Genomic DNA, 23,338 nt, shown 5'->3' with positions numbered 1-23,338 from the left:
GGCGAAGCATGGCGGTGCCGCGGCGCTGCAGCTCGCCTGGGCGCAGGCCCGGCTCGGTCGCACCGGCGAGGCGGCTGCGACGCTCGCCGGCCTCGATCGCGCGCGACCGTCGCCCCGCGACGCCCTGGGGGCGGACGTGCTGAGGGCGGCGATCGCACTGTCCGCGGACGAGGAGGAACCGGCCGACGCCGTCGCCGTCCGCATCGCCGAGCAGGTGCGCGCGACCGGGATGCGGCTGCCCTTCGCGCTGCTGACCGACGACGCCCGTGCACGGCTCGTCGCGAGCGCAGAGCGCGTCGGGGAGTCGGAGCTCGCGACGCAGGTGCAGGCCGGGCGGCCGGATGCGCCGGCCGTGCGCGTCGAGCTGCCCCGACTGACCGAGCGCGAGCGGGCGGTGCTCGGGCTGCTCGCGGAGACGACGAGCACTGCCCAGCTCGCCGCGCGGCTGTTCGTGTCCGTCAACACGGTGAAGACCCAGCTGCGTTCGCTGTACCGCAAACTGGGCGTGACCAGCCGCACGCAGGCGATCGCCCGGGCCGTCGCGCTCGGGCTCTCGTCCCCGCCGCACCAGACCCACCGCGAGCGGGAGGAGGGGGCGAGCTGAGTGCGGCCGCCCGCATCCGCGATAGTCTGGACCGCCATGCTTGAACTCGATCTCTCCGCCGACATCCAGGCCCTGCGCTCCACGTTCTCCGACATCGAGGCGGTGGTGGACGTCGACGCGCTGCGCGCCGAGATCGCCCGGCTGAGCGAGGAGGCCGGCGCGCCGGACCTCTGGGACGACGTCGAGAAGGCGCAGAAGGTCACCAGCGCGCTCAGCCACCGGCAGGCGGCGCTCAAGCGCGTCACCGACGTGGGGCAGCGCCTCGACGACCTCGAGGTGCTGGTGCAGCTCGCGAACGAGCTCGACGACGAGGAGTCGGCCGCCGAGGCGCGCACCGAGCTCGCCGACCTCGAGAAGGTCGTCGGCGACCTCGAGGTGCAGACGCTGCTGGACGGCGAGTACGACGACCGCTCCGCCGTCGTCACGATCCGCTCCGGCGCCGGCGGCGACGACGCCACCGACTTCGCGGAGATGCTCATGCGCATGTACCTGCGCTGGGCGGAACGGCACAAGTACCCGGTGAAGGTCATGGACACGTCCTACGCCGAGGGCGCCGGCATCAAGTCGGCGACCTTCGAGGTCGACGCCCCGTACGCCTACGGCACGCTGTCGGTCGAGGCGGGCACGCACCGCCTGGCGCGTATCAGCCCGTTCGGCTCGGCGGACAAGCGGCAGACGAGCTTCGCGGCCGTAGAGGTGATCCCGGTGATGGAGGAGGCGCAGGAGGTCGAGGTGCCTGAGGGCGACATCCGCGTCGACGTGTTCCGTTCGTCCGGTCCCGGTGGCCAGTCGGTCAACACGACCGACTCCGCGGTGCGCATCACCCACATCCCGACCGGGATCGTCGTCTCGATGCAGAACGAGAAGAGCCAGATCCAGAACCGTGCTGCGGCCATGCGCGTGCTGCAGACCCGCCTGATGCTGCTGCAGAAGGAGGAGGAGGCCGCGAAGAAGAAGGAGCTCGCCGGGGTCATCACGGCGAGCTGGGGCGACCAGATGCGCTCGTACTTCCTCTACGGCCAGCAGCTGGTGAAGGACCTGCGCACCGGCTACGAGGTCGGCAACCCGGCATCCGTCTTCGACGGCGACCTCGACGGCCTGATCGCGGCCGGCATCCGCTGGCGCAAGCGCAAGGACGACGACTGAGCCGGCCTGCGCTCATAGGGACGCGGCGCGCCGGTGTGGCTGCGCGTATTCGCGGGCACCGCGCTTAGGCTGACCGAGCCATGATCCGGTTCGAGAACGTCACCAAACGGTATCGCGGCACCTCCAAACCCGCCCTGCATCAGGTGGACTTCGAGGTGGAGCGCGGAGAGTTCGTCTTCCTCGTCGGGGCGTCGGGGTCGGGCAAGTCGTCCTGCCTCCGCCTCATCCTGCGCGAGGACGTGCCCAGCGAGGGCCGGGTCGTCGTGCTCGGTCGCGACCTGCGCGCCCTGCCCAGCCGCAAGGTGCCGTTCTTCCGCCGCAACGTCGGCGCGGTGTTCCAGGACTTCCGACTGCTGCCGACCAAGAACGTGTTCCAGAACGTCGCGTTCACCCTGCAGGTGATCGGCTCCTCGAAGGGCTTCATCCAGCAGGCCGTCCCGGAGGCGCTCGCGCTGGTGGGCCTGGACGGCAAGGAGAAGCGACTGCCGCACGAGCTGTCCGGCGGCGAGCAGCAGCGGGTCGCGATCGCCCGCGCGATCGTCAACCGGCCGCAGGTGCTCCTGGCCGACGAGCCGACCGGGAACCTCGACCCGGCGACCTCCGTGGGCATCATGCAGCTGCTCGCCCGCATCAACGCCGCCGGCACGACCGTCATCACCGCCACCCACGAGGCCGCCTTCGTCGATCAGATGCGTCGCCGCGTCATCGAGCTGCGGTTCGGGGAGATGGTGCGCGACGAGAGCCACGGCGGGTACGGCGACACGTCGTCGATCCCCAAGCTGGCGCCGCAGACCGAGCGGGGCGCCGAGGCGACCGCGGCGCTGACCGCGGTGCAGGAGCTGCAGCGGGAGATCGCCGAGACCGGACAGATCGAGCCGCTCACGCTCGACGACCAGAGCGCGCCGCCTCCGACGCCGACCGGCGCCATCCCGGTGGTCCCGGTCGAGGAGCTGGGCCTGGCGGACCGTCTCGGGCTCGACCATGGCGACGACGAAGTGGGGCCGACGCGATGAGGGGCGGACTGATCCTCGGCGAGGCGCTGGGCGGGCTGCGCCGCAACGCCTCGATGGTCATCTCGGTCGTGCTGGTGACCTTCGTGTCGTTGACCTTCGTCGGCGCCGCCGGGTTGATGCAGCTGCAGATCGGGAAGATGAAGGACTTCTGGGTCGATCGCGCCCAGGTCGCGGTGTACATGTGCACGAGCGTGTCGACGGCCCCCACGTGCACCGACGGACAGGAGGCGACCCAGGACCAGATCGACGCCGTCGAGGCCGAGCTGGACGGCCCGGCGCTGTCGCCGCTGATCCGCGACTACACCTTCGAGACGAGCGACGAGGCCTATCAGGACGCCATCGCACAGCTCGGCGACGAGTACGCCAGCATCATCACCCCCGACCAGATCAACGCGACCTTCTCGATCAACCTCGTGGATCAGTCGCAGTCGGACGTGATCGCCGAGGCGTTCAGCGGCATGGACGGGGTCGAAGAGGTCGCCGACCAGATGCAGTACCTCGAGCCGCTGTTCTCGGCGCTCACGATCGCCACGTACATCGCGGTGGGCATCGCCGCGCTCATGCTCATCGCCGCCGTGCTGCTGATCGCGACCACCATCCGGCTGTCGGCGTTCGCCAGGCGACGCGAGATCGGCATCATGCGACTGGTCGGCGCCTCCAACCGGTTCATCCAGACGCCGTTCATCCTGGAGGGCGTGTTCGCGGCGCTGATCGGATCGATCCTCGCGAGCGTCGCGGTGTGGGCGATCGTGCAGTTCGGCGTCGGCAGCTATCTGAGCGGCCGGATCACGTTCGTCACCACCTGGGTCGGCGCGGCGGATCTGGCCGTGGTCATCCCGGTGATCATCGTGATCGGCGTCGTGCTGGCGGCGCTGTCGGCGGGCTTCGCGATCCGCCGCTGGCTGCGCGCGTAGACTGGGGCGCTATGCCCAGGGAACGCGGAGAGAAGGTCGTCGCGACCAATCGGCGCGCCCGCCACGAGTACACGATCGAGAAGACCTACGAGGCCGGGCTCGTCCTCACCGGCACCGAGGTGAAGTCGCTGCGGCAGGGCCGGGCGAATCTGACCGACGGCTACGCCTACATCGACGGCGGGCAGGCGTTCCTGGACGCGGTGCACATCCCCGAGTACTCGCAGGGCCACTGGACGAACCACGCGGCCAAGCGCACCCGCAAGCTCCTGCTCCACAAGGACGAGATCGTGAAGCTCTCGCACGCGATCTCCGCGGGGGGCTACACGCTCGTACCGTTGAAGCTCTACTTCTCCGACGGCCGCGCCAAGGTCGAGATCGCGGTCGCGAAGGGCAAGCGCGAATACGACAAGCGTCAGACCCTCCGCGAGCGCCAGGACACCCGCGAGGCCGAGCGCGCCATGCGCAGCCGCAACCGGCTCGGCGAGTGACGTTCAGGCCGCCGCGCGGTCGGTGAACGCCTGCCGGGGGACGAACAGCAGCAGCAGGGCCGCCACCAGAGCGGTCACCCCGCACACGACCCATACCGTGACGTAGCCGGAGAACGCACCGGCGGTGCCGTCCGCGGCGACGCCCGTTCCCGTCGTCCCCCGGAACAGCGCGATCCCGAAGACGCACGAGGCGATCGCGCCGCCCACGGTCTTGACCGAGTTGGTCAGGCCCGTCGCGACGCCGGTCTGCGTGGGCGGGGCGGCGGATGCGGCGGCCGCGGGCAGCGCGCCCACGAGCGCGCCGGAGCCGATCCCCACGACCACCATGTTCGTGACCACCTGGCCGTAGGCGGTGTGGAACGGCAGGAAGAGCAGGAAGCCGGCGCCGACCAGCACGGCCGCCACGAGCAGGGTGAGGCGAGGCGTCAGCCTCCGGGCCACGACGGGATACGTCAGCGCGCCCGCGATCATCGCGATGAGATAGACGCCGATGATCAATGACGTCTGGAACCCGCTCGTGCCCAGTCCGTACCCGTAGACCTCCGGGTCGGTGCGGGCGAAGGTCGACAGCGGCGCCTGCGCGCCCAGCACGCTCACGCCGAACAGGCCCGCGGTGACGAAGACCGGACCCAGCGCGGGGGAGCGGAACATGCGCACGTCGACGAGCGGGTCGGCCTGCCGCAGCTCCCAGAGCACGAACGGCACCATGAGCAGGATGCCGAGTGCGGTCACCGACCAGGCGACGACGTCGCCGGGGCCGTTCAACCGCAGCAGGCTGAGACCGCCCGTGAAGGCGAGCAGGGCGAGGCTGACCAGGGTCAGGCCGACGGTGTCCAGGCGCCCGCCGGTCGGATCGGGCGACTCGCGCACGCCCCACAGCACGACGACGAAGCAGACGACCACCAGCAGCGCGGGAACGAGCAGGACGACTGTCAACGGCAGCAGATCGACGAGGGCGCCGCCGGTGAGCGCGCCGACGATCGCGCCGGTCTCGAGCGCGGCGACGAGGATGCCGGCGGCGCGTGCCGTCACGAGCGCGCGGCCCCCGGAGCGCTGCGAGCGCGACCAGATCAGCGCGACCTCCAGCGGAAGCCACACGACGTAGAAGCCCTGCAGCGCCCAGGCGGCGAGGAACAGCCCGAACGCGGTCGTGAACGGCAGCACCAGGGAGGCGGCCGCGGTCACGGCGGTCGAGACCAGCAGCATCCGCTTGTGGCCGACCATGTCGCCGAGCTTGGCCATCGCCGGGACCACGAGCGCGGAGAGCATGAGCTGCGTGCCCTCCAGCCAGTTCACGTCGGCGTCGGGGATGCCGAGGGCGCGGGCGATGTCTGTCAGCATGGGCGTGTAGTAGCCCTGCAGCACGCCGCTGGTGAACTCCACGAACGCGAGGAAGCCGACGACCCCGGCCAGCGTGCCGAGTGTGACCTTCTGGGCGTGGTGGGGTCCGGGGGTGGTGGCCGCGGCGCTCATGCCAGTCCTTCGATCAGGGCGCGATGGAACCGCTCACCGCGTTCGAGGGACTCGACGGTGACCGACTCGTCGACGCCGTGGATCGAGGCGCGCTGCGCGGCGTCCATGGTCAGCGGCGCGAAGCGGTAGACCGCGGGCGAGAACCGGTGGTAGTGCCGGGCGTCGCTGGCCTGCATCATGACGTACGGGACGGTCGCCGCCTCCGGGTACGACGCGGCGACGGCGCGGCCGATATGGGCGAACTGCGCGTTGTCGACGGCGGACTCCGGCGAGGGATCGTCGCCCGAGAGGACCGTGACGATCACGAGCGGGTCACGGATGCGGCGCCGCACCCGCGCGAGGGTGCCGGCGATCGTCTCGCCGAGGGCGATGCGGATGTTGACGATCGCCGAGGCCTGCGAGGGCAGCACGTTCGTGGCCGTCCCGCCGGACTGCATGGTCGCAGCGACGGTCGTACGGACCAGAGCCGCAGGTTCGCCGCCCATGGCCGCGAAGACGCGTGCGCTGACCGGCGGGAGGGCGGCGAGCGCACGATAGAGCGTCCGCCGTGGCCCGCTCGCGCGCGCCGCGAGCGCGGACAGCATCCGGCTGACGGCGTGCGGGGTATGCGGGCGGAACGTACGCGGCCCGAGTCGGTCGACGGCGCGTGCGACACGTCGCACGGCGGTCGTGGCCGGCGGCGCGGACGCATGGCCGCCCGCGCCCCGCGCCTCCAGCCGCAACGTCATGATGCCCTTCTCGCCCACCCCGACCATGGCGGCCTGGCCACGCGTGAACGGCAACGGCGCCTCGACGACGGCGCCGCCCTCATCGATCACCAGCCAGGGGACGACTCCGCGTTCGTGGAGGGCGCGCGCGGTCTGGGCGGCGGCATCCCCGAACGTCTCCTCGTTGCCGCCGAACGACAGGTACACGTCGCAGGCCGGTGTGAATCCGGTGGCGAGCAGGTTCTCGACGGCCTCGATCACGACGATCAGCGGACCCTTGTCGTCGAGCGTGCCGCGACCGTGCACGCGATCGTCGGCGATGACGCCGTCGAACGGCGGGTACGTCCATGGATCGCTCTCGTCCACGGGGACGACGTCGAAGTGCGCCATGAGCACGACCGGATCGGCGTCGTCGTGTCCCCGCCACCGGTACAGCAGGCCCAGCTCGCCGTGCCGCTCGAGCTCCAGGCTCGCGTGCGTGAGCGGGTACAGCTCGGCCAGCAGGGCGACGAAATCATCGAACGGGCCCATGCCGCGCTGTTCGAGCTCGGCGGAGACGGTCGGGAGGCGGATCATGCGGCTGAGGCGTTCGGCGATGCCGGGTCGAGCCGGTGTCGCCGGGCGCGCGTCGTCCTGGAGGCTCATGGCCCGAGCCTAGATCGCCGATGCGCGTCGGGGATGCTTTGCGTGCACGACGCGGCGTCCGGCGTCCGCCTCCCGTCCCATAGCCTGGATCGGCGCGCGATCGCCGCGCCCACGCACCGACCCCAGGGAGTTCGTCATGCCGCTCATCCAGGTCTCCATCGGCACCGGTCGCGACGAGGACCAGCTCCGCACCCTCGTCACGGAGCTGACCGACGCGACCGTTCGCGCCATCGGCGCGCGCCGCGAGGCGGTGACCGTCGTCGTCACGCAGGTCGAGGCCACCCACTGGGCCAACGGCGGCACGACGCTCGCCGACAAGAAGGTCGCGCGTGAAGCCGCGGCGGCCGCGGCCGCCGCGGACCGGGAGGGCGAGTCCGACGACGCCTGACGGAGCGGGGAATCGCGATGCGACGCTCGGCGTTGTAGGCTGGGTGGCTCGGATGTCCACGGCATCCGGTCTGGCAACTCCACAGTGCGACAGTGGTCCCTTCGCGAGAAGGATTACGGGGCTGATCGGTTTCGACAGCGCCTGCGAATCCGCGAGAAGCGGGCCGAGGATGCAGGGTTATCTCGTGAACGCTCCCTGCGAACCAATAAGTGCCAACGCAAAGCGCACTGACTTCGCCCTCGCCGCCTGAGCGAGCCCGATAGTCCGTCAGACCGTGGGTGATCCCGCCACGGATCCTGGCGTCATCTAGGGATCTTGCTGCGCGGTGGCGCCTGGACGCCGCGTGGGACTTCTCCCAGGCTGGGCTCGTCGACTTAGGTGTCTGTGACAAAGGTCGGAGCCGAGCAGAACGTCTTCACAGACTGCGCCCGGAGAAGACGCGGTATCCCAGCGTTGGACGGGGGTTCGATTCCCCCCAGCTCCACGAGCCACTGTCGCCGCTCGAAGCCCCGCCCCCGCAAAACGGGGTGCGGGGCTTCGTCGTGTCCGGCGCGCCGGGACGGATGCTCCGTAGGATGAGGGCGTCATCGATCGAGGAGGATTCATGACCGACCCCGCGGCATCCGCGCTCGAGTACGACGTCGTGATCGTCGGGTCGGGCGCGGCGGCCTTCGCCACCGCGCTCGGCGCGATCGACGAGGGCATGTCGGCCCTGCTCGTGGAGAGCACCGACAGGTTCGGCGGCAACACGGCGATGTCCGGCGGCGGCCTGTGGCTGCCGAACAACCCGCTGATGCAGCGGGCGGGCGCGCGCGACTCGCGTGAGGAGGCGCTGACCTATCTGGAGGAGACGGTGGGGGAGCCCGGTCGCGCGTCGAACCGGGCGCGCAAAGAGGCGTTCGTCGACGGTGTCGCCGACTACGTCCTGACCACCGAGCGGTACGGGTTCCGCTGGGTGCGGGCGGCGCAGTACCCCGACTACTACCCGGAGCTGTCGGGCGGCAAGATCGGCCGGTCGATCGAGCTCGCCCCCGTCGACAGCAAGACGATCGGCGAGTGGCGGAAGAGGTCGCGGGCGTTGCTGCCGTTCCCGATGATGAACGCCGACATGTACCTGCTGGGGCGTGCCTGGTCGACGTGGTCGGGCTTCTGGCGCGGGGTGCGGCTGGTCGTGCGCACCCTCCGAGGTCTCGTGCGAGGCCGCATCCTGGTGGGGATGGGCGCGGCGCTGGCCGCCGCGCTCGCGAAGGCCGTGGTGGTCGACGGCGGGGTGCCGCTGTGGCTGGACTCCCCGGCGAGACGGCTCGTGGTCGAGGGCGATCGCGTCGTCGGCGTCGAGGTGGAGCACGAGGGGCGTCTGGTCACGGTGCGTGCCCGCAACGGCGTGATGCTCGCCGCCGGGGGCTTCGATCGCGACCGCGCCCGGCGCAAGGAGCTGCAGGGCGTCGAGGGCAACCCCGCGGGCTCCCCGGGCGCGCTCGGCGCCGGCATCGACATGGCCGTCGAGGTCGGCGCCGACCTCGAGTACATGGAGGACGCGTGGTGGGGAGCGACCGTGCGTCCGGTCGAGGGCGGCCTCAGCTCGTTCATCGTGGGCGAACGCTCCATGCCGTACTCGCTGATCGTCGACAAGGACGGACGCCGGTTCGCGAACGAGTCCGAGTCCTATGTCGACCTCGGCCACCACATGCTGGCGCACGACGGCGCGGCAGGACCCTACTGGCTGATCCTGGACCGGCGGTACACGAAGCGGTACTTCCTGACGTTCGCGGTGGACCCGAAGGCGAACCGGGCGATGGCGGCGCAGGGCATCAAGGTCACCGCGCCGACGCTCGACGAGCTCGCCGCGAAGATCGGCGTGGACCGTGCGGTCTTCGCCGCCGAGATCGCGAGGTTCAACGGGTTCGCGGTGACGGGACGCGACCAGGACTTCCATCGCGGCGACTCGGCGTACGACCGCTACTACGGCGATCCGACGATCCATCCGAACAACAACCTGGCGCCGATCGAGCGGGGCCCGTTCACGGCGTACGAGGTGGTGATCGGCGACCTGGGGACCAAGGGCGGCGTCGTCACCGACGAGCATGCGCGCGCCCTGCGCGCCGACGGGAGCGTGATCGACGGCCTGTACTCGGCGGGCAACAACTCGGCGGCGGTCATGGGGCACACCTATCCCGGCCCGGGTTCGACGATCGGGCCGGCGAGCGTGTTCGGTCTCATCGCCGCGCGCCACATGGCCCGCGGCCGCTGACCGTCCTGCCGCTGCGCCGGCGTCCCGTTCGCGGTCCCGCCGGTCAGCGGGTCGTGGCCCGGCGGATCACGAGGTAGCCCCCGACCGCGCACAGGGCCGCGAGGCCGAGGACCAGCGTGAACGCGCCCACGACGCCGATGCCGGCGAACCATGCGAAGACGCCGGGCCATGACCGCGTGAAGGTGATCGCGGCGATCACGGCGAGCACGAGCGCGACCGTTGCGAACGCGAGGACGACCATCCCGCGGATCCGCCACCGCATGTACACGGTGGTCGCCGCGGCGCCGAGGAACAGGACGAGCAGCTGGAGCGCGAAGGTCGTGTAGAAGTCGACGAGCCATCCGTTCTGCCCGTACCAGAGGGCGTCGAACATGTGGACGCCGAGCCACCACCCGCCGGTCGCCTTCTCGATCTGCACGAGAGTCGCGATCGCGACGGCCATCTCCGCCGAGACGAGCAGGAACATGAGCGCGGTGCCGAGCCAGAAGTCGCGACGCGTCGACCCGAAGCCCAGCGCCAGCGGGAAGGTCAGGCCGACCGCTTGCACGCCGACGACGATCAGATACCACTGCGGCGACAGCACGGCCCAGCTGTAGCGCATGCCGTCGATGTCAGCGGGTGCGCCCGCGCCGCGGCCGATGCCGCCGATGACCAGGGTGACGGCGAGCGCCCCTCCCAGGATGATCCACGGCACCCCGAAGAACACGGACGGGCTGATCGCATGCAGGCGTACCGTCCGCCACAGCGGATCGTGCCGGAGCGAGCGGGTCACGGCCGTCCGAGCCGGGGCTGCGGTGGCGCTCATGCGGCGTCCCTTCTCTCGGTGCCGGCATGGTCGGTGAGCGCGGTGCCGGTGAGGTGGATGATCAGCTGCTGCAGCGACACCGGCGCGAGCTCGAGACCGAGCTCGGCAGCGCGCACCCGTTCGCGCTGGTCGAGCCGCCCGTCGATCGTCACCGACGCGAGCCCGCCGAGACGCTCCCGCCCGATCACGGTGCGGTCGCCGACGAACGCGTCGACGACGGATGCCGCGCCGGCGATCGTCGTCGCCGATCCCCGCACCTCGTCCGCGTCCCGATCGAGGAGGATGCGTCCCTGATCGATGAGGACGATGTGCTCCAGCAGGTTGGCGACCTCGTCGATGAGGTGCGTGGAGAGGACGACGGTCCGCGGGTGCTCGGCGTAGTCCTCGAGCAGCCGGTCGTAGAAGATCTGGCGGGCCACCGCGTCCAGCCCCAGATAGGGCTCGTCGAAGAAGGTGAGCTCGGCGCGGGAGGCGAGCCCGACGATGACGCCCATCGCGGACAGCTGCCCGCGCGACAGCTTCTTGATGCGGCGTTTGAGCGGCAGCCGGAAGTCGGCGACGAGGTGCGCCGCGAAGTCGGCGTCCCAGTTCTGGAAGTACCACGGTGCGGCGGCGAGGACGTGCGCTGCCGTGAAGGTGTCGGGGTAGCGCTGGGACTCGGCGATGAAGCACAACCGGCCGAGCACGTCCGCGTGCTCAGCCGGGGCGCGGCCGAACACCTCGATCGCGCCCCCGTCGGGGAAGAGCTGCCCGGTCAGCAGCTGCATGAGGGTCGTCTTTCCCGCCCCGTTGCGGCCGAGGAGCCCGTAGATGCGGTTCTCACCGAGGCTCAGGCTCACCGCGTCGATCGCGGTGAGCGAGCCGTAGCGCTTCACGAGTCCGTCGACGTGGACGATCGTGGCGGTCATGAGGATGTCCTTTCGCTGGTCCGGCCGTCGCTCTGCTCCCGCAGCATCCGGGCGAGCTCGTCGGCGTCGATGCCGAGCTTGGCCGCCTCGGCGATCAACGGGGCGAGGTAGACGTCGACGAACGATGTGCGCCGCCGACCGATGAGGCGCTCGCGCGCCCCCACGGCGACGAACATGCCGATGCCGCGACGCTTCTCCACGATCCCGTCGTCGACCAGCATGCTCACGCCTTTCAGGGCGGTGGCGGGATTGATGCGATGGAAGGCCGCGAGGTCGTTCGTCGACGGGATCTGCGCGTCCTCGGCGAGGATGCCCTCGAGGATCTCGTTCTCGATCTGCTCGGCGATCTGCACGAAGATCGGTCGCGTGTCGTCCATGGTCCGCCGGATGGTTGGTTAGTTACTTGAGTAGCTAACCAACCATCACGACCGGGGATTGTCAACCCCGTGCCGTCATCCGACGGTTCGCTCATGCAGCTCGGACTCGTGGACGGCACCGTTCAACTCCAGGTAGAGCCGTCGCTCGGTGACCGACGCGGTGATGGCGTTGCGTCGCCGGATCGAGGCCGTCGCGGCATCCAGGAACCCGGGATCGAAGCTCACCACGCGGATCTCGTCGGCGCGATGGAGGCGCTTGCCGGTCCACGCCGCGACGAGCTTGGCGGGGTCCCGGTGCGTGTACACGACGACCCGCCCCGCCCGCATGCTGCCGGAGTGGAGACGGGCGGCGTCCGGCGCTCCCACCTCGATCCAGGCCGTGAGCGCGCCGGTGAGATCGCGCGCCAGGACGGCCGGCTCGTCGGTCACCGCGATCCCGCCGCCGAAGGCGATGCCCTCCTCGAGCTCGAGCAGGTAGGCGAGCACGCGGGTGAGCATGAACGCGTCCGTCTCGGAGGGGTGCCGCGCGACCCGCAGATCGAGGTCCTCGTACACGCCGCGATCGACGTCCGCGAGCTGACCGGTGAACGTGTAGATCGTCGCGCCCGCTGCCACAGGATGCGAGCCTACGCGGCCGGATCGGCCGCATCAGTCGAGGTGACGGAACCGAACCCACAGATCGGACCAGGGCTCGACCGGCCCGCGGCACACCGCGATCGGCTCGCCCTGCTCCTCGTTGTCGACGCCGACGCCGTCGTCGAGCTCGGCGATCGTGTCGCACGACGCGAACAGGTCCCCGACCCGTGTCGCCTGGCCGCCGACGACGAGGACCGTCGTCGCCTCCGTGGGCGGTCCGCCGAGGTCCCAGAGCGCATTGTGCCCGCTGACGACCGGCGGCAGGTCGCTGCCGAAGCGGTCGACGGCGCCGGCCTCGCCGTAGTTGCTCGCGATGATCGCCTCGGCGCCGGAGCTCTCGGCGGCGTCCGTGATCTGCGCGACGTAGGTCTCCCAGCCGACCTGGTCGGCCGTGGCGGTGTTGACGGCGGCGAGCCCGACCGAGCCGAAGAGCGTCACCGGCAGAACCGGCAGCGAGCAGATCGCGCAGCCGAGCGCGTTGAGGGCGAGCAGCACGGGGATCCAGATCCGCCGCGGGCGCGTCCGGCACCAGTCGGCGACCGGCACCGCGCCGAGAGCGGCGAGCACGGCGAGGATGCCGGCCGTGTAGTAGAACTGCGAGCCGGCGGCGAAGACGAAGCCGACGGTCACGACGAGCACGCCGGCGAGGAGCCGGATCGGCCGCCACGTCGGCCGCCGGAAGAGCTCGACCACCGCGATCACCCAGAACACGGCGAGCACCGGCCCGACGAGCAGCGCGAGGAACGGCCACATGAGCACACGTACCTCGCCGGCGTTGTGCGCGTTCAGCGCCGCGCCCATCGCGAGCTGCGGGACGCCGTTCGTCGCCTGGTAGACGATCGCCGGGACGGCGAGCAGCGCCGCGGCCCCGGCCCCGGCCCACAGCCAGCCGGAGCGGAGCCAGCGCCAGGGGCCGAAGGCCCCGAGCCCGGCCACGACGCCGACGAGCAGAACCGCGCCGAGCAGCTTGTTCTGCGCGCTCGCCCCGACGACGGCGCCGGCCGCGAGCCACCAGCGTCCGTCCGCGCGTAGCACCGCCCGCATGGCGAACAGCAGTGCTGCCGGCCACACGACGAGATCGAGGCTCGCGGTGATGAGGATGTGACCGAAGGTCAGGGTGGCCGTCGCTCCCGCGAGGCCCCAGGCGGCGAAGCCCTGCGCGAGCCTCGACCCGCCGGCCTCCCGTGCGACGAGCGCAAGGAGCGGGAGCGATCCGACGGCGATGACGAGGCTGACGATCCGCAACGCGACGACCGAGTCGCCGAAGGCGGCGATCGCGCCCTGCGTGAGCAGCGGCATGAGCGGTGGCTGGTCGACGTAGCCCCATTCGAGGGGCAGCATCCGGAAGTAGAGCTCGTCCCGGTGGTACCCGTACAACGGTGAGACGATCGCCAGCAGCACCGCGAGCGTCAGGCACGCAGTGAGCACCGGCAGGACCGCGAATCGCGATCGTTCGATCGCCACGCTTGATCCTATGGGCGGCGAGCATGCGACGCCAGGGCGGGCGCGGACCTCTGGGACGGAGCGGAGCACCGCACGGGCAGAAGACCCGAACCCCGGCCCGTGATTCTTCGGGCCAAGGTTCGAGCCTCGTGCGCGGGGTGCGCCCCCTGGGACTCGAACCCAGAACCCACTGATTAAGAGTCAGTTGCTCTGCCGATTGAGCTAGAGGCGCATGGTGCGCGGTGACGCGAACCGAAGAGACACACTAGCATCGACCGGCCCGACGCCGCGAATCGGGCCGCGGTCGGCGCGGCGCGTGACGGATAGCCTGGGGGCATGACCTCCGCGCCCACGTCAGCTCCCACGCTCGCCGACGATCTCGCGCTCGCACTGCGACTCGCGGACGCCGCGGACGCCGTCGCGATGGCGCGCTTCGACGCCGCCGATCTCGAGGTGCAGGCCAAGCCCGACGCGAGCTTCGTCACGGACGCGGACCTGGCGACCGAGCGGGCGATCCGCGACATCCTCACCGTCGAGCGGCCGGCCGACGGCGTGCTCGGCGAGGAGCTCGGTCGAGCCGGCTCCGGTGCCCGGCAGTGGATCATCGACCCGATCGACGGCACGCACAACTATCTGCGCGGCATCCCGATGTGGGCGACGCTGATCGCCCTCGCGGCCGACGGCATGCCCGCTGTCGGTGTCGTCAGCCAGCCGGCGATCGGGCGGCGCTGGTGGGCGGCGACGGGACTCGGAGCATGGACGGGGGATGCCGCGGCGCCGCGCCGCATCCACGTCTCCGACGTCGACGCGCTGGAGCGGGCGAGCGTGAGCTTCCAGAGCATCCGGCAGTGGGACGAGGTCGGCCGAGCCGACGACCTCGTGCGGCTGAGCCGCGCCGTCTGGCGCGACCGCGGCTACGGCGACGCGTGGCCCTACATGCTGCTGGCCGAGGGACGGCTCGAGATGGTCGCGGAGTTCGACGTCAAGGAGTACGACGTCGCCTCGCACTGGCCGATCATCACGGAGGCCGGGGGAGCGGTGAGCGCCTTCGACGGCACGGCGACGCTGTCGGGTCGCTCCGTGCTGGCCACCAACGGCGTCCTTCACGACGCGTTCCTCGGCTTCTTCCGCGGGACGATCGGCTGAGTCCCGGCGCCGCGGAGTGGTCAGGCGGCGTCGCCGATGAGGACGGCGGCGCCCTCCTCCGCGGCGTCCGCCTCGTGCGCGTCGATGTGGGCGAGGGCCCGGTGGAACACCGCGATCACGGCGGTCGCCACCAACACGGAGGCCGCGGCGAAGAAGTACGGCACGTCGGCGCCGAACGCGTTCCACAGGGCGGCGGCGATCGGGGGAGCGGCGGCGCCGCCGAGGAAGCGGACCGCCGAATAGGCCGACGACGCGACGGAGCGGGGGAGATCCGTGGACTCCATGACCGACTCGGTGAGCACGGTGTTCATCACGCCCAGCAGCAGGCCGCCCACGATGATGCAGACGACGAGCCCGATCACGTTCGCGACCACGACGCCCGCGGCGATGAGGTCCAGCGCGAGCAGCGGCAGGGTCCACAGCATGACGGACGTGCGCGTCCAGCGGCGCAGGAGCCACGGGGCCACCCAGACGCTGGTGACGGCCAGGGCGACGCCCCATCCGAAGAAGGTGAGGCCGATGCCGATCGCGCCGAACCCGAGCGGATACGGGGAGAAGGCCAGCAGCACGAAGAAGCCGATGTTGTAGAAGAGCGCTGCGACCGCGAGCACGGCCAGGGCGGGCCGGCCGAGCGCCCGGAACGGGGCCGACAGCGGCATCGGCGTGCGCTTCTCGCTCGGGCCCCGCAGCAGGACCGCGACGGCGACGAAGGCGATCGACATGAGCGCCACGACGCCGAAGAACGGCCCGCGCCAGCTCACCTCGCCCAGCAGGCCGCCCAGCAGCGGCCCGATCGCGATGCCGAGGCCCAGCGCGGCCTCGTAGAGCACGATGGCCGCACCGCTGCCGCCGGCCGCGGACCCGACGATCGTGGCCAGCGCCGTGGAGATGAACAGCGCGTTGCCGAGCCCCCAGCCCGCACGGAACCCGATGATCGCGTCGACGTCGCCGGACAGCGCGCACAGCAGCGCGAAGACGACGATGAGGCCGAGACCGACCATGAGCGTCGCCTTCGCGCCGATGCGGCTGGACACCCAGCTCGTGACGAGCATCGCGAGCCCGGTGACGAACAGGTAGCTCGTGAACAGCAGCTCGGTCTGCACCGGCGAGGCGTCCAGCGACTCGGAGATCGCGGGAAGGATCGGGTCGACCAGGCCGATGCCCATGAACGCCACGACGCTGGCGAACGCGACGGCCCACACCTGGGCGGGCTGGCGCCAGACCGACGTCTTGGCGGCGCTCATCGTGCTGCTCCTGCCGGCTCGCTCGCGCGGGCGGTGAGGATGCGGGAAGCGTGCTCGAGCGCCGACCATTCCTCGTCGCTGAGCCCCTCGAACATGGGCTCGAGCGCTCGGCGCAGCTCCTCCCGCCAGGCGTCCAGCGCGCCCGCGCCGGCGTCGGTGATCGTGACGATCGTGGCGCGGGAGTCCTCCGGGTCGTTGCCGCGCTCGACCAGGCCCTGCTCGACCAGCTGGCCCACCAGCCGGGTCATGCCCGGCTGAGTGGTGCGGCTGGCGCGGGCGAGGTCTCCCACGCGCACCGCTCCCTCGTTCCGCAGCACGGTCAGTGCGCGCCACTGGGCGGCGGGCGCCTCGTTCTGCGTGCGGAGGGCCGCGACGCGGGTGAGGGCGTGTGCGGCGATGACGAGCCGCTCGATGTCTTCGCCTCTTGTCATACCCAGAGTATATACCAAGAGTATGCAAGTGGTCGGCGACGTCCTTCCGCATTTCCATTATCCCGCGACGGAGGGGGCTTGCCGCAAGACCCCGGGGGTGGGGCAGAATCGCAGGTCGCGCGCCGGATCCGCGGCGTGCCGAGAGGAGCAGGATGCCGTTGTCAGACGATGCCTCTGATGTGTTCGACCTGCCGCCGCGGCTGCACGCGAAAGGCGTCCCCGACCTGATCGGCGATGACCGGCGACGGTTCGCCCAGGTGGCGTCCGCGCTGGCCGGGGTGCGCCTCGACGTCGAGACCCGACTCGCGCGGGTGCGCCGTGAGCCGGCGGGCTCTGGCCAGCAGGCGCTCGAGCGGGATCTCGAGGTGCAACGGCTGAGCGGTCGGTCGCGCCTGCTCGGCCGCTTCGGACTCGAGGTCTGCATCGGCAAGACGGTCGACCTCGAGGGCCGTGCGATCTACGTGGGCCGCTTCGGGGTGTCCGGATCCGACGAGCAGCAGCTGATCGTGGACTGGCGCGCCCCGGCCGCCGCGCCGTTCTTCGCCGCGAGCGGGGCGCAGCCGATGGGCCTCGCCCTGCGGCGCCGCTACCGCTGGGTCGAGGGGCGGATCGTCGACTACTGGGACGAGGTGTTCGCGCCCGACGGCGTGGACCATACGGCAGCCCTGGACGACCAGTCCGCGTTTATCGCGAGCCTCGCGGCGAGCCGGTCGCCGAAGATGCGCGACGTGCTGGCGACGATCCAGGCCGATCAGGACGCCGTCATCCGAGCGGACGCACGTCTCCCGCTCGTCGTCGACGGGGGTCCCGGGACGGGCAAGACGGTCGTCGCTCTCCACCGCGCCGCCTATCTGCTCTCCGCCGATCCGCGGCTGGCCGGCAACGGAGGCCTGTTGTTCGTCGGCCCGCACCGCCCCTACGTCGACTATGTCGACGACGTGCTCCCGAGCCTCGGCGAGGACGGTGTCCGGGTGTGCGCGGTGAGCGATCTCGTCCCGGGCGCCTCGGACGCCGTGCCCGAGCCCGACGCCGCGATCCGGCGGATCAAGAGCACGGGGGCGATGGTGGATGCGGTCGAGGCAGCCGTGCGCCTGTGGCAGCGTCCGCCGGGGCGGGCCGTCGTGCTCGACACGGCGTGGGGGAGCATCCGGGTGACGGCGGCGGAGTGGGCGGAGATCTTCGCCGGCGACGACGGGGTGTCCCACAACGCCTCGCGGACGCTGGCGTGGGATCGTCTGCTGGACCTGCTGGTCGAGCGCATCGACGACGAGCTGCGAGATCCGGACGGCACGGCGGAGGACGACCCGTGGGCGGAGGGATGGGGAGAGGCGTCGCGTCCACGCGACGACTTCGACGCGTACGGCGGCGGGTGGGATGCCGACGGTTCGACGCGTGAGGCCCTGGAGAACGATGAGGAGCTGCGGGCGGTGTTCGACGGCGCGTGGCCGGCGCTCGACCCGGAGGCGCTGCTGCGCGGGCTGCTGGCCTCCGCCGCCATGCTGCGCCGGTGCGCGCCCGGGCTCGCCGACGAGGACGTGCGCAGGCTCGCCGCGGCGCCGTCCGGCCCGTGGACGGATGCGGACCTGCCGCTGCTCGACGCGGCGCGCCTGGCCGTCGGGGATCCACGGGCCGAGGCACGGGCCGCACGCGGGCGGCGGGACGCCGCCGCGGCGCGACGGGTGATGTCGGACGTGGTGAGCGATCTCATCGCGGCCGACGACGGCGACCTGCGCATCATGTCGATGCTGCGCGGACAGGACCTGCGTCACACTCTCGAGGCGCCCGCGACGCGGGATGCCGATCCGCTCGTCGGGCCGTTCGCGCACCTCGTGGTCGACGAGGCGCAGGAGCTCACCGACGCGCAGTGGCGGATGCTGCTGCGGCGCTGCCCCTCGCGAGCTCTGACGATCGTCGGGGACCGGGCGCAGGCGCGCCACGGCTTTCCGGAGGGGTGGCGTGAGCGGCTCGCTCGGGTGGGAGTCGAGCACGCCGTCCTCTCGACGCTCGTCGTGAACTATCGCACCCCGGAGGAGGTGATGGCGGTCGCGGGACCCGTCATCCGTGCGGCGGTGCCCGACGCCAACGTGCCGGTCTCCATCCGGCGCGCCGGCGTGCCGGTCGGATACGGTGCCCGGTCGGATCTCGACGGCATCCTGGACGAGTGGGAGCGCACGCATCCCGAGGGCGTCGCCGTCGTGATCGGTGACGCCGGCTTCCCCGGGCGCGACCGGGTGCGCTCATCGTCTCCCGAGCTCGTCACGGGCCTGGAGTTCGACCTCGTCGTGCTCGTCGACCCGGAACGGTTCGGCGCGGGCGTGACCGGAGCGGTGGACACCTACGTCGCGATGACGCGGGCGACGCAGCGGCTCGTCGTGCTGCGGTCGGGCAAGTCGGCGTGACGCCGGTCACCGCCCGGGTGCGATCAGCGGTCCAGGCGGCGGCGCAGCAGCTTCTGCTCCCGGCCGGCGACGGGGGAGTCGCTCGCGACCAGGTGCCCGCGCGAGGCGCGATAGGTGTCGACGACCGCGCCCACCGCCAGGGACAGCGTGATGCCCCAGCTGAGCCACGCGAGCGCCGTGCGCCACGTCGCGGGCTCGTCGGACTTGCGCAGCCCGCGCAGGAGGGAGACGCCGCTCAGGAGTGCACTCAGCAGCCCGGTGCCGAACAGGTATCTGCGCATGCACCCACGCTAGCGCGCGAGCATTGCGCGTCGTGCGGCATTGCGCAAGCGACCGATTCGTGCCCGGACCGACGGGTAGCCTGAGGACACCGCCGGTACCTGGAGGAGAAACGCGTGTCCGAAGCCGAGTTCGTCGTCGTCGCCAACCGTCTGCCCGTGGACCGCGACGAGGACGGCGGCTGGCGGAGCTCGCCCGGCGGACTGGTCGCCGCCCTCGAGCCCGTGATGCGCAAGACGGAGGGCGCATGGGTCGGCTGGCCCGGCAAGGCCGACCTCGAGCTGGAGCCGTTCGACTTCGAGGGGATGCGCCTGGTGCCGATCGCGCTGAGCGAGTCGGACGTCGAGCTGTACTACGAGGGCTTCGCGAACGACACGATCTGGCCGCTGTATCACGACGTCATCGCGGCGCCGCGCTACCGCCGCGCGTGGTGGGAGGCGTACGTCGACGTCAACACCCGCTTCGCCCGGGCGGCGGCCGACGCGGCGGGCCGCGGCGCCACGGTATGGGTCCAGGACTACCAGCTCCAGCTGGTGCCCCAGCTGCTGCGCGATCTGCGGCCCGATGTCACGATCGGGTACTTCCACCACATTCCGTTCCCGGCATACGGCCTCTACTCGCAGCTGCCGTGGCGGCGCCAGGTGCTCGAGGGACTGCTCGGCGCCGATGTGATCGGGTTCCAACGCGTGGCGGACGCGAGCAACTTCGCCCGGGCGGTGCGGCGTCAGCTGCACCTCGAGACGAAGGCCTCCGGCATCCGGGTGCCGCAGCCCGACGGATCCGCCCGGATCGCGCGGGCCAAGGCGTTCCCGATCTCGATCGATGCGGCGGTCTACGTCGACCTCGCCCGTCGTCCCGACATCCAGGCGCGCGCGCGTCAGATCCGTGAGGAGCTCGGCAACCCGAAGCGCGTCCTCCTGGGAGTCGATCGGCTGGACTACACGAAGGGGATCCGGCACCGGCTGAAGGCGTTCGGCGAGCTGCTGGAGGACGGTCGCGTCAGCGTCGACGACGTGACGCTCGTGCAGGTCGCGAGCCCCAGCCGCGAACGCGTGGACTCGTATATCCACCTGCGCGACGAGATCGAGCTCACGGTGGGCAGGATCAACGGCGACTACGACACCATGGGCCACACCGCGATCCGCTATCTGCACCAGGCCTACCCCCGCGAGGAGATGATCGCCCTCTACCTCGCGGCCGACGTCATGCTCGTCACGGCGCTGCGCGACGGGATGAACCTGGTGGCGAAGGAGTACGTCGCCAGCCGGATCGACAACCGCGGCGTGCTGGTGCTCAGCGAGTTCGCCGGGGCCTCCGACGAGCTCGGCAGCGCGCTGCTGATCAACCCGCACGACATCGGCGGCCTGAAGGACGCCATCGTGCGTGCGATCGGGATGCCCGCCGCGGAACAGGGACGCCGCATGCGCGCCATGCGCCGCCGGGTGCGGGAGCACGACGTCGAGGCCTGGTCGCGCGAGTTCCTCGCGGCCCTCGCGGCGGTCCGGACCGCGCCCGGCGCATGAGCGCCGATGCATGCGTCGAACGGCTCGCCCGGACACCGCGGCTGCTCGTCGCGCTCGACTTCGACGGCACGCTCGCCCCGCTGGCGGATCGTCCGATGACGGCGCGGATGACGCCCGCCGCGAAGGACGCCGTGACGGCGCTGGTCGCGACGCCCGACACGGCGGTGGCCCTCGTCTCCGGTCGCAGCCTGCACGACCTGCGGGAGATCGCCGAGCACCGGCTCGACTCCCGACTGCATCTGGCGGCGTCCCACGGCGCCGAGTACTGGCACCCCGGAGACCCGGCGGAGCCGGCGCCGGCGGCCGATCCCGCCGCGCTGCGGCTGCGCGACGAGCTGCGGGCCCGGGCCGAGCAGGTCGTCGCGGACCTGGAGGGCGTCTGGATCGAGCCGAAGGCGGTCGGGTTCGCGCTGCACACGCGTCTGGCCTCGGACGCCGACACGGTCGCCGCCCACGAGGCGATCGGTGCGCTCATGACGGCCGAGGCGCCCGACTGGCGCACGCGCACGGGGCGGGACATCCTCGAGTTCGCCTCCCGGCACGAGGGCAAGGACACCGCGGTCGCCGCGCTGCGCTCGCTCGTCGACGCGACCGCGGTGCTGTTCGCCGGCGACGACGTCACCGACGAGGACGCGCTGCGCAGCCTCGGCCCGGACGACCTCGGCGTCCGTGTCGGAGCGGGCGAGACCGCCGCGACATTGTGCGTGCCCGACATCGCCGCGCTCGCATCGTTGTTGACGGACCTCGCCGACCGTCGCGCGCGGGCTGCCCGGGAATAGGATGCAACCGTGATCCACCCGGACGAACCGATCGACATCAAGCCCCGCAGCCGCACCGTCACGCACGGCATCGAAGCCACCACGTCGCGAGGCATGCTCCGCGGCGTCGGCATGGGCGACGAGGACTGGGACAAACCCCAGATCGGCATCGCGTCGAGCTGGAACGAGATCACGCCGTGCAACCTGAGCCTGGACCGGCTCGCCCAGGGCGCCAAGGAAGGCGTGCACATGGGCGGGGGATACCCGCTGCAGTTTGGCACCATCTCCGTCTCCGACGGCATCTCGATGGGCCACGAGGGGATGCACTTCTCGCTGGTGTCGCGCGAGGTCATCGCCGACTCGGTCGAGACGGTCGTGATGGCCGAGCGCCTCGACGGCACGGTCCTGCTGGCCGGCTGCGACAAGTCGATCCCGGGGATGCTGATGGCCAGCGCCCGGCTCGACCTGTCCAGCGTGTTCCTGTACGCCGGCTCCATCGCCCCCGGCTGGGTGAAGCAGTCCGACGGCACGCTGAAGGAGATCACGATCGTCGACTCCTTCGAAGGCGTCGGCGCGTGCCTGGCGGGCCGGATCAGCGAGGCCGAGCTCAAGCGCATCGAATGCGCCTTCGCGCCCGGTGAGGGAGCCTGCGGCGGCATGTACACCGCCAACACCATGGCCTCCGTCGCCGAGGCGCTGGGCCTGAGCCTGCCGGGCTCCGCGGCGCCGCCGTCGGCCGACCGCCGCCGCGACTACTTCGCGCACCGCTCCGGCGAGGCGGTCGTGAACCTGCTGAGGCTCGGGATCACCACCCGCGACATCCTGACGCCCGAGGCGTTCGAGAACGCGATCGCCCTCGCCATGGCGCTCGGCGGCTCCACGAACGTCGTCCTGCATCTGCTGGCGATCGCCCGCGAGGCCGGCGTCGAGCTGAGCCTGCACGACTTCAACCGCATCGGCGACAAGGTGCCCCATGTGGCCGACATGAAGCCGTTCGGCAAATACGTCATGTACGACGTCGACAAGCACGGCGGCATCCCGGTGATCATGAAGGCCATGCTCGACGAGGGGCTGCTGCACGGCGACGCGCTGACGGTGACCGGCAAGACCCTCGCCGAGAACCTGCGCGAGCTCGACCCGGACCCGGTGGACGGCGAGGTCATCCACCGCTTCGACGACCCGATCCACGCGACCGGCGGCCTCACCATCCTGCACGGCTCGATGGCGCCCGACGGCGCCGTCGTGAAGTCGGCCGGGTTCGACGCGGACGTGTTCGAGGGCCCGGCGCGGGTGTTCGAACGCGAGCGAGGCGCGCTCGACGCCCTCGCCGCGGGCACGATCGAGGCCGGCAGCGTCGTGGTCATCCGCTACGAGGGCCCGAAGGGCGGCCCCGGGATGCGCGAGATGCTCGCCATCACCGCGGCCATCAAGGGCGCGGGGCTCGGGAAAGATGTACTACTCTTGACAGACGGACGATTCTCGGGCGGCACAACCGGCCTGTGTATCGGCCACATAGCACCCGAAGCGGTGGACGCCGGTCCCATCGCCTTCGTGCGCGATGGTGATCTGATACGGGTCGATATCGCGGCTCGCTCTCTCGACCTACTCGTCGATGAGACCGAGCTGAGCTCCCGCCGTGAGGGCTGGGAGCCGCTTCCCCCGCGCTATACCCGTGGCGTCCTGGCCAAGTACTCCCAGCTCGTGCGTTCGGCATCCGAAGGCGCGGTCACGGGATAGCGGCCGGCTCTTCCTCTCATCCA

The 23,338-nt window shown here is 71.3% G+C and carries 22 protein-coding genes, 1 tRNA gene and 1 other RNA gene; 13 read left to right on the top strand and 11 right to left on the bottom strand.

Annotated elements, in window-relative coordinates:
* The 5 genes from QM626_RS11220 to smpB form a co-directional block, all read left to right on the top strand.
* A partial coding sequence (locus tag QM626_RS11220; protein WP_415077021.1) for a response regulator transcription factor occupies window positions 1-604 on the top strand: 604 nt, incomplete at its 5' end.
* Window positions 605-640: 36 nt separating this feature from the next.
* Complete coding sequence (gene prfB / locus QM626_RS11215; protein WP_415077019.1) at window positions 641-1,750, top strand: peptide chain release factor 2; 1,110 nt, start codon at window positions 641-643, stop codon at window positions 1,748-1,750.
* Between the two features lie 80 nt (window positions 1,751-1,830).
* Complete coding sequence (gene ftsE, locus QM626_RS11210) at window positions 1,831-2,763, top strand: cell division ATP-binding protein FtsE (protein ID WP_415077017.1); 933 nt, start codon at window positions 1,831-1,833, stop codon at window positions 2,761-2,763.
* Window positions 2,760-3,677 (top strand): permease-like cell division protein FtsX, encoded by a 918-nt coding sequence (gene ftsX, locus QM626_RS11205; protein ID WP_415077015.1) that lies wholly within the window; start codon window positions 2,760-2,762, stop codon window positions 3,675-3,677. Before ftsE ends, ftsX begins: the two co-directional genes overlap by 4 nt.
* Window positions 3,678-3,688: 11 nt before the next feature.
* Entirely contained in the window at window positions 3,689-4,165 is a 477-nt protein-coding gene (gene smpB / locus QM626_RS11200; RefSeq protein ID WP_415077013.1) for an SsrA-binding protein SmpB, read from the top strand.
* A 3-nt stretch (window positions 4,166-4,168) separates the two neighbouring features.
* Here smpB and QM626_RS11195 read toward each other — a convergent pair whose 3' ends face one another.
* Window positions 4,169-5,638 carry an MFS transporter gene (locus QM626_RS11195; protein WP_415077011.1) on the bottom strand — a complete coding sequence of 490 codons (1,470 nt, stop codon included), beginning with the start codon at window positions 5,636-5,638 and terminating at the stop codon, window positions 4,169-4,171.
* The gene (locus QM626_RS11190) at window positions 5,635-6,990 is read right to left on the bottom strand and encodes a M20/M25/M40 family metallo-hydrolase (RefSeq protein WP_415077009.1); all 1,356 of its coding nucleotides are present in this window, start codon (window positions 6,988-6,990) and stop codon (window positions 5,635-5,637) included. Before QM626_RS11190 ends, QM626_RS11195 begins: the two co-directional genes overlap by 4 nt.
* Window positions 6,991-7,126: 136 nt before the next feature.
* Here QM626_RS11190 and QM626_RS11185 point away from each other — a divergent pair, with 136 nt between their 5' ends.
* The 3 genes from QM626_RS11185 to QM626_RS11175 all read left to right on the top strand — a co-directional run bounded on the left by QM626_RS11185 (window position 7,127) and on the right by QM626_RS11175 (window position 9,629).
* Window positions 7,127-7,378 (top strand): tautomerase family protein, encoded by a 252-nt coding sequence (locus QM626_RS11185; protein ID WP_415077007.1) that lies wholly within the window; start codon window positions 7,127-7,129, stop codon window positions 7,376-7,378.
* 117 nt (window positions 7,379-7,495) lie between these two features.
* Window positions 7,496-7,865, top strand: a transfer-messenger RNA (tmRNA) gene (gene ssrA, locus QM626_RS11180).
* Window positions 7,866-7,982: 117 nt separating this feature from the next.
* Complete coding sequence (locus QM626_RS11175) at window positions 7,983-9,629, top strand: FAD-binding protein (protein WP_415077005.1); 1,647 nt, start codon at window positions 7,983-7,985, stop codon at window positions 9,627-9,629.
* Between the two features lie 43 nt (window positions 9,630-9,672).
* On the opposite strand, the gene QM626_RS11170 is transcribed toward QM626_RS11175, so the two are convergent.
* The 6 genes from QM626_RS11170 to QM626_RS11145 all read right to left on the bottom strand — a co-directional run bounded on the left by QM626_RS11170 (window position 9,673) and on the right by QM626_RS11145 (window position 14,030).
* The gene (locus QM626_RS11170; protein ID WP_415077003.1) at window positions 9,673-10,434 is read right to left on the bottom strand and encodes a hypothetical protein; all 762 of its coding nucleotides are present in this window, start codon (window positions 10,432-10,434) and stop codon (window positions 9,673-9,675) included.
* The gene (locus QM626_RS11165; RefSeq protein WP_415077001.1) at window positions 10,431-11,342 is read right to left on the bottom strand and encodes an ABC transporter ATP-binding protein; all 912 of its coding nucleotides are present in this window, start codon (window positions 11,340-11,342) and stop codon (window positions 10,431-10,433) included. Before QM626_RS11165 ends, QM626_RS11170 begins: the two co-directional genes overlap by 4 nt.
* Entirely contained in the window at window positions 11,339-11,719 is a 381-nt protein-coding gene (locus QM626_RS11160) for a GntR family transcriptional regulator (protein ID WP_415076999.1), read from the bottom strand. The genes QM626_RS11165 and QM626_RS11160 overlap by 4 nt, the downstream gene beginning before the upstream one ends.
* 75 nt (window positions 11,720-11,794) lie before the next feature.
* Entirely contained in the window at window positions 11,795-12,334 is a 540-nt protein-coding gene (locus QM626_RS11155) for a YaeQ family protein (RefSeq protein WP_415076997.1), read from the bottom strand.
* Window positions 12,335-12,367: 33 nt separating this feature from the next.
* Window positions 12,368-13,819 (bottom strand): ArnT family glycosyltransferase, encoded by a 1,452-nt coding sequence (locus QM626_RS11150; protein WP_415076995.1) that lies wholly within the window; start codon window positions 13,817-13,819, stop codon window positions 12,368-12,370.
* Window positions 13,820-13,957: 138 nt separating this feature from the next.
* Window positions 13,958-14,030: transfer RNA gene (locus tag QM626_RS11145), tRNA-Lys, on the bottom strand.
* Between the two features lie 104 nt (window positions 14,031-14,134).
* Here QM626_RS11145 and QM626_RS11140 point away from each other — a divergent pair.
* Entirely contained in the window at window positions 14,135-14,944 is an 810-nt protein-coding gene (locus QM626_RS11140) for an inositol monophosphatase family protein (protein WP_415076992.1), read from the top strand.
* Between the two features lie 20 nt (window positions 14,945-14,964).
* On the opposite strand, the gene QM626_RS11135 is transcribed toward QM626_RS11140, so the two are convergent.
* Together QM626_RS11135 and QM626_RS11130 are read right to left on the bottom strand one after the other, a co-directional pair.
* Window positions 14,965-16,188: an MFS transporter gene (locus QM626_RS11135; RefSeq protein ID WP_415076990.1), complete on the bottom strand. Its 1,224-nt coding sequence runs from the start codon at window positions 16,186-16,188 to the stop codon at window positions 14,965-14,967.
* The gene (locus tag QM626_RS11130; RefSeq protein ID WP_415076988.1) at window positions 16,185-16,619 is read right to left on the bottom strand and encodes a MarR family winged helix-turn-helix transcriptional regulator; all 435 of its coding nucleotides are present in this window, start codon (window positions 16,617-16,619) and stop codon (window positions 16,185-16,187) included. Before QM626_RS11130 ends, QM626_RS11135 begins: the two co-directional genes overlap by 4 nt.
* Window positions 16,620-16,771: 152 nt before the next feature.
* On the opposite strand from QM626_RS11130, the gene helR reads away from it, so the two are divergent.
* Window positions 16,772-19,018 carry an RNA polymerase recycling motor ATPase HelR gene (gene helR / locus QM626_RS11125; RefSeq protein WP_415076986.1) on the top strand — a complete coding sequence of 749 codons (2,247 nt, stop codon included), beginning with the start codon at window positions 16,772-16,774 and terminating at the stop codon, window positions 19,016-19,018.
* 23 nt (window positions 19,019-19,041) lie between these two features.
* On the opposite strand, the gene QM626_RS11120 is transcribed toward helR, so the two are convergent.
* Window positions 19,042-19,299, bottom strand: coding sequence for a hypothetical protein (locus QM626_RS11120; RefSeq protein WP_415076984.1), 258 nt, complete (start codon window positions 19,297-19,299; stop codon window positions 19,042-19,044).
* 114 nt (window positions 19,300-19,413) lie between these two features.
* Between QM626_RS11120 and QM626_RS11115 the strand changes: the two genes are divergently transcribed.
* The 3 genes from QM626_RS11115 to ilvD are packed head-to-tail and all read left to right on the top strand — an operon-like array spanning window position 19,414 to window position 23,315.
* The gene (locus QM626_RS11115; RefSeq protein ID WP_415076982.1) at window positions 19,414-20,820 is read left to right on the top strand and encodes an alpha,alpha-trehalose-phosphate synthase (UDP-forming); all 1,407 of its coding nucleotides are present in this window, start codon (window positions 19,414-19,416) and stop codon (window positions 20,818-20,820) included.
* Window positions 20,817-21,599 (top strand): trehalose-phosphatase, encoded by a 783-nt coding sequence (gene otsB, locus QM626_RS11110; protein ID WP_415076980.1) that lies wholly within the window; start codon window positions 20,817-20,819, stop codon window positions 21,597-21,599. The genes QM626_RS11115 and otsB overlap by 4 nt, the downstream gene beginning before the upstream one ends.
* Before the next feature lie 9 nt (window positions 21,600-21,608).
* Entirely contained in the window at window positions 21,609-23,315 is a 1,707-nt protein-coding gene (gene ilvD / locus QM626_RS11105) for a dihydroxy-acid dehydratase (protein ID WP_415076978.1), read from the top strand.
* The last annotated feature ends 23 nt before the right edge of the window (window positions 23,316-23,338 follow it).

Source organism: Microbacterium sp. (genome assembly GCF_047606385.1).
In the GTDB taxonomy this organism is placed as follows: Bacteria; Actinomycetota; Actinomycetes; order Actinomycetales; family Microbacteriaceae; genus Microbacterium.
The sequence above is the reverse complement of the archived record's forward strand: the minus strand, read 5'-3'. Positions and strand labels throughout refer to the sequence as shown.

Coding starts and splice junctions, on each gene's coding strand:
- prfB (WP_415077019.1), top strand. CDS start 641: ATGCTTGAACTCGATCTCTCCGCCGACATCCAGGCCCTGCGCTCCACG.
- ftsE (WP_415077017.1), top strand. CDS start 1,831: ATGATCCGGTTCGAGAACGTCACCAAACGGTATCGCGGCACCTCCAAA.
- ftsX (WP_415077015.1), top strand. CDS start 2,760: ATGAGGGGCGGACTGATCCTCGGCGAGGCGCTGGGCGGGCTGCGCCGC.
- smpB (WP_415077013.1), top strand. CDS start 3,689: ATGCCCAGGGAACGCGGAGAGAAGGTCGTCGCGACCAATCGGCGCGCC.
- QM626_RS11195 (WP_415077011.1), bottom strand. CDS start 5,638: ATGAGCGCCGCGGCCACCACCCCCGGACCCCACCACGCCCAGAAGGTC.
- QM626_RS11190 (WP_415077009.1), bottom strand. CDS start 6,990: ATGAGCCTCCAGGACGACGCGCGCCCGGCGACACCGGCTCGACCCGGC.
- QM626_RS11185 (WP_415077007.1), top strand. CDS start 7,127: ATGCCGCTCATCCAGGTCTCCATCGGCACCGGTCGCGACGAGGACCAG.
- QM626_RS11175 (WP_415077005.1), top strand. CDS start 7,983: ATGACCGACCCCGCGGCATCCGCGCTCGAGTACGACGTCGTGATCGTC.
- QM626_RS11170 (WP_415077003.1), bottom strand. CDS start 10,434: ATGAGCGCCACCGCAGCCCCGGCTCGGACGGCCGTGACCCGCTCGCTC.
- QM626_RS11165 (WP_415077001.1), bottom strand. CDS start 11,342: ATGACCGCCACGATCGTCCACGTCGACGGACTCGTGAAGCGCTACGGC.
- QM626_RS11160 (WP_415076999.1), bottom strand. CDS start 11,719: ATGGACGACACGCGACCGATCTTCGTGCAGATCGCCGAGCAGATCGAG.
- QM626_RS11140 (WP_415076992.1), top strand. CDS start 14,135: ATGACCTCCGCGCCCACGTCAGCTCCCACGCTCGCCGACGATCTCGCG.
- QM626_RS11135 (WP_415076990.1), bottom strand. CDS start 16,188: ATGAGCGCCGCCAAGACGTCGGTCTGGCGCCAGCCCGCCCAGGTGTGG.
- QM626_RS11130 (WP_415076988.1), bottom strand. CDS start 16,619: ATGACAAGAGGCGAAGACATCGAGCGGCTCGTCATCGCCGCACACGCC.
- helR (WP_415076986.1), top strand. CDS start 16,772: ATGCCGTTGTCAGACGATGCCTCTGATGTGTTCGACCTGCCGCCGCGG.
- QM626_RS11120 (WP_415076984.1), bottom strand. CDS start 19,299: ATGCGCAGATACCTGTTCGGCACCGGGCTGCTGAGTGCACTCCTGAGC.
- otsB (WP_415076980.1), top strand. CDS start 20,817: ATGAGCGCCGATGCATGCGTCGAACGGCTCGCCCGGACACCGCGGCTG.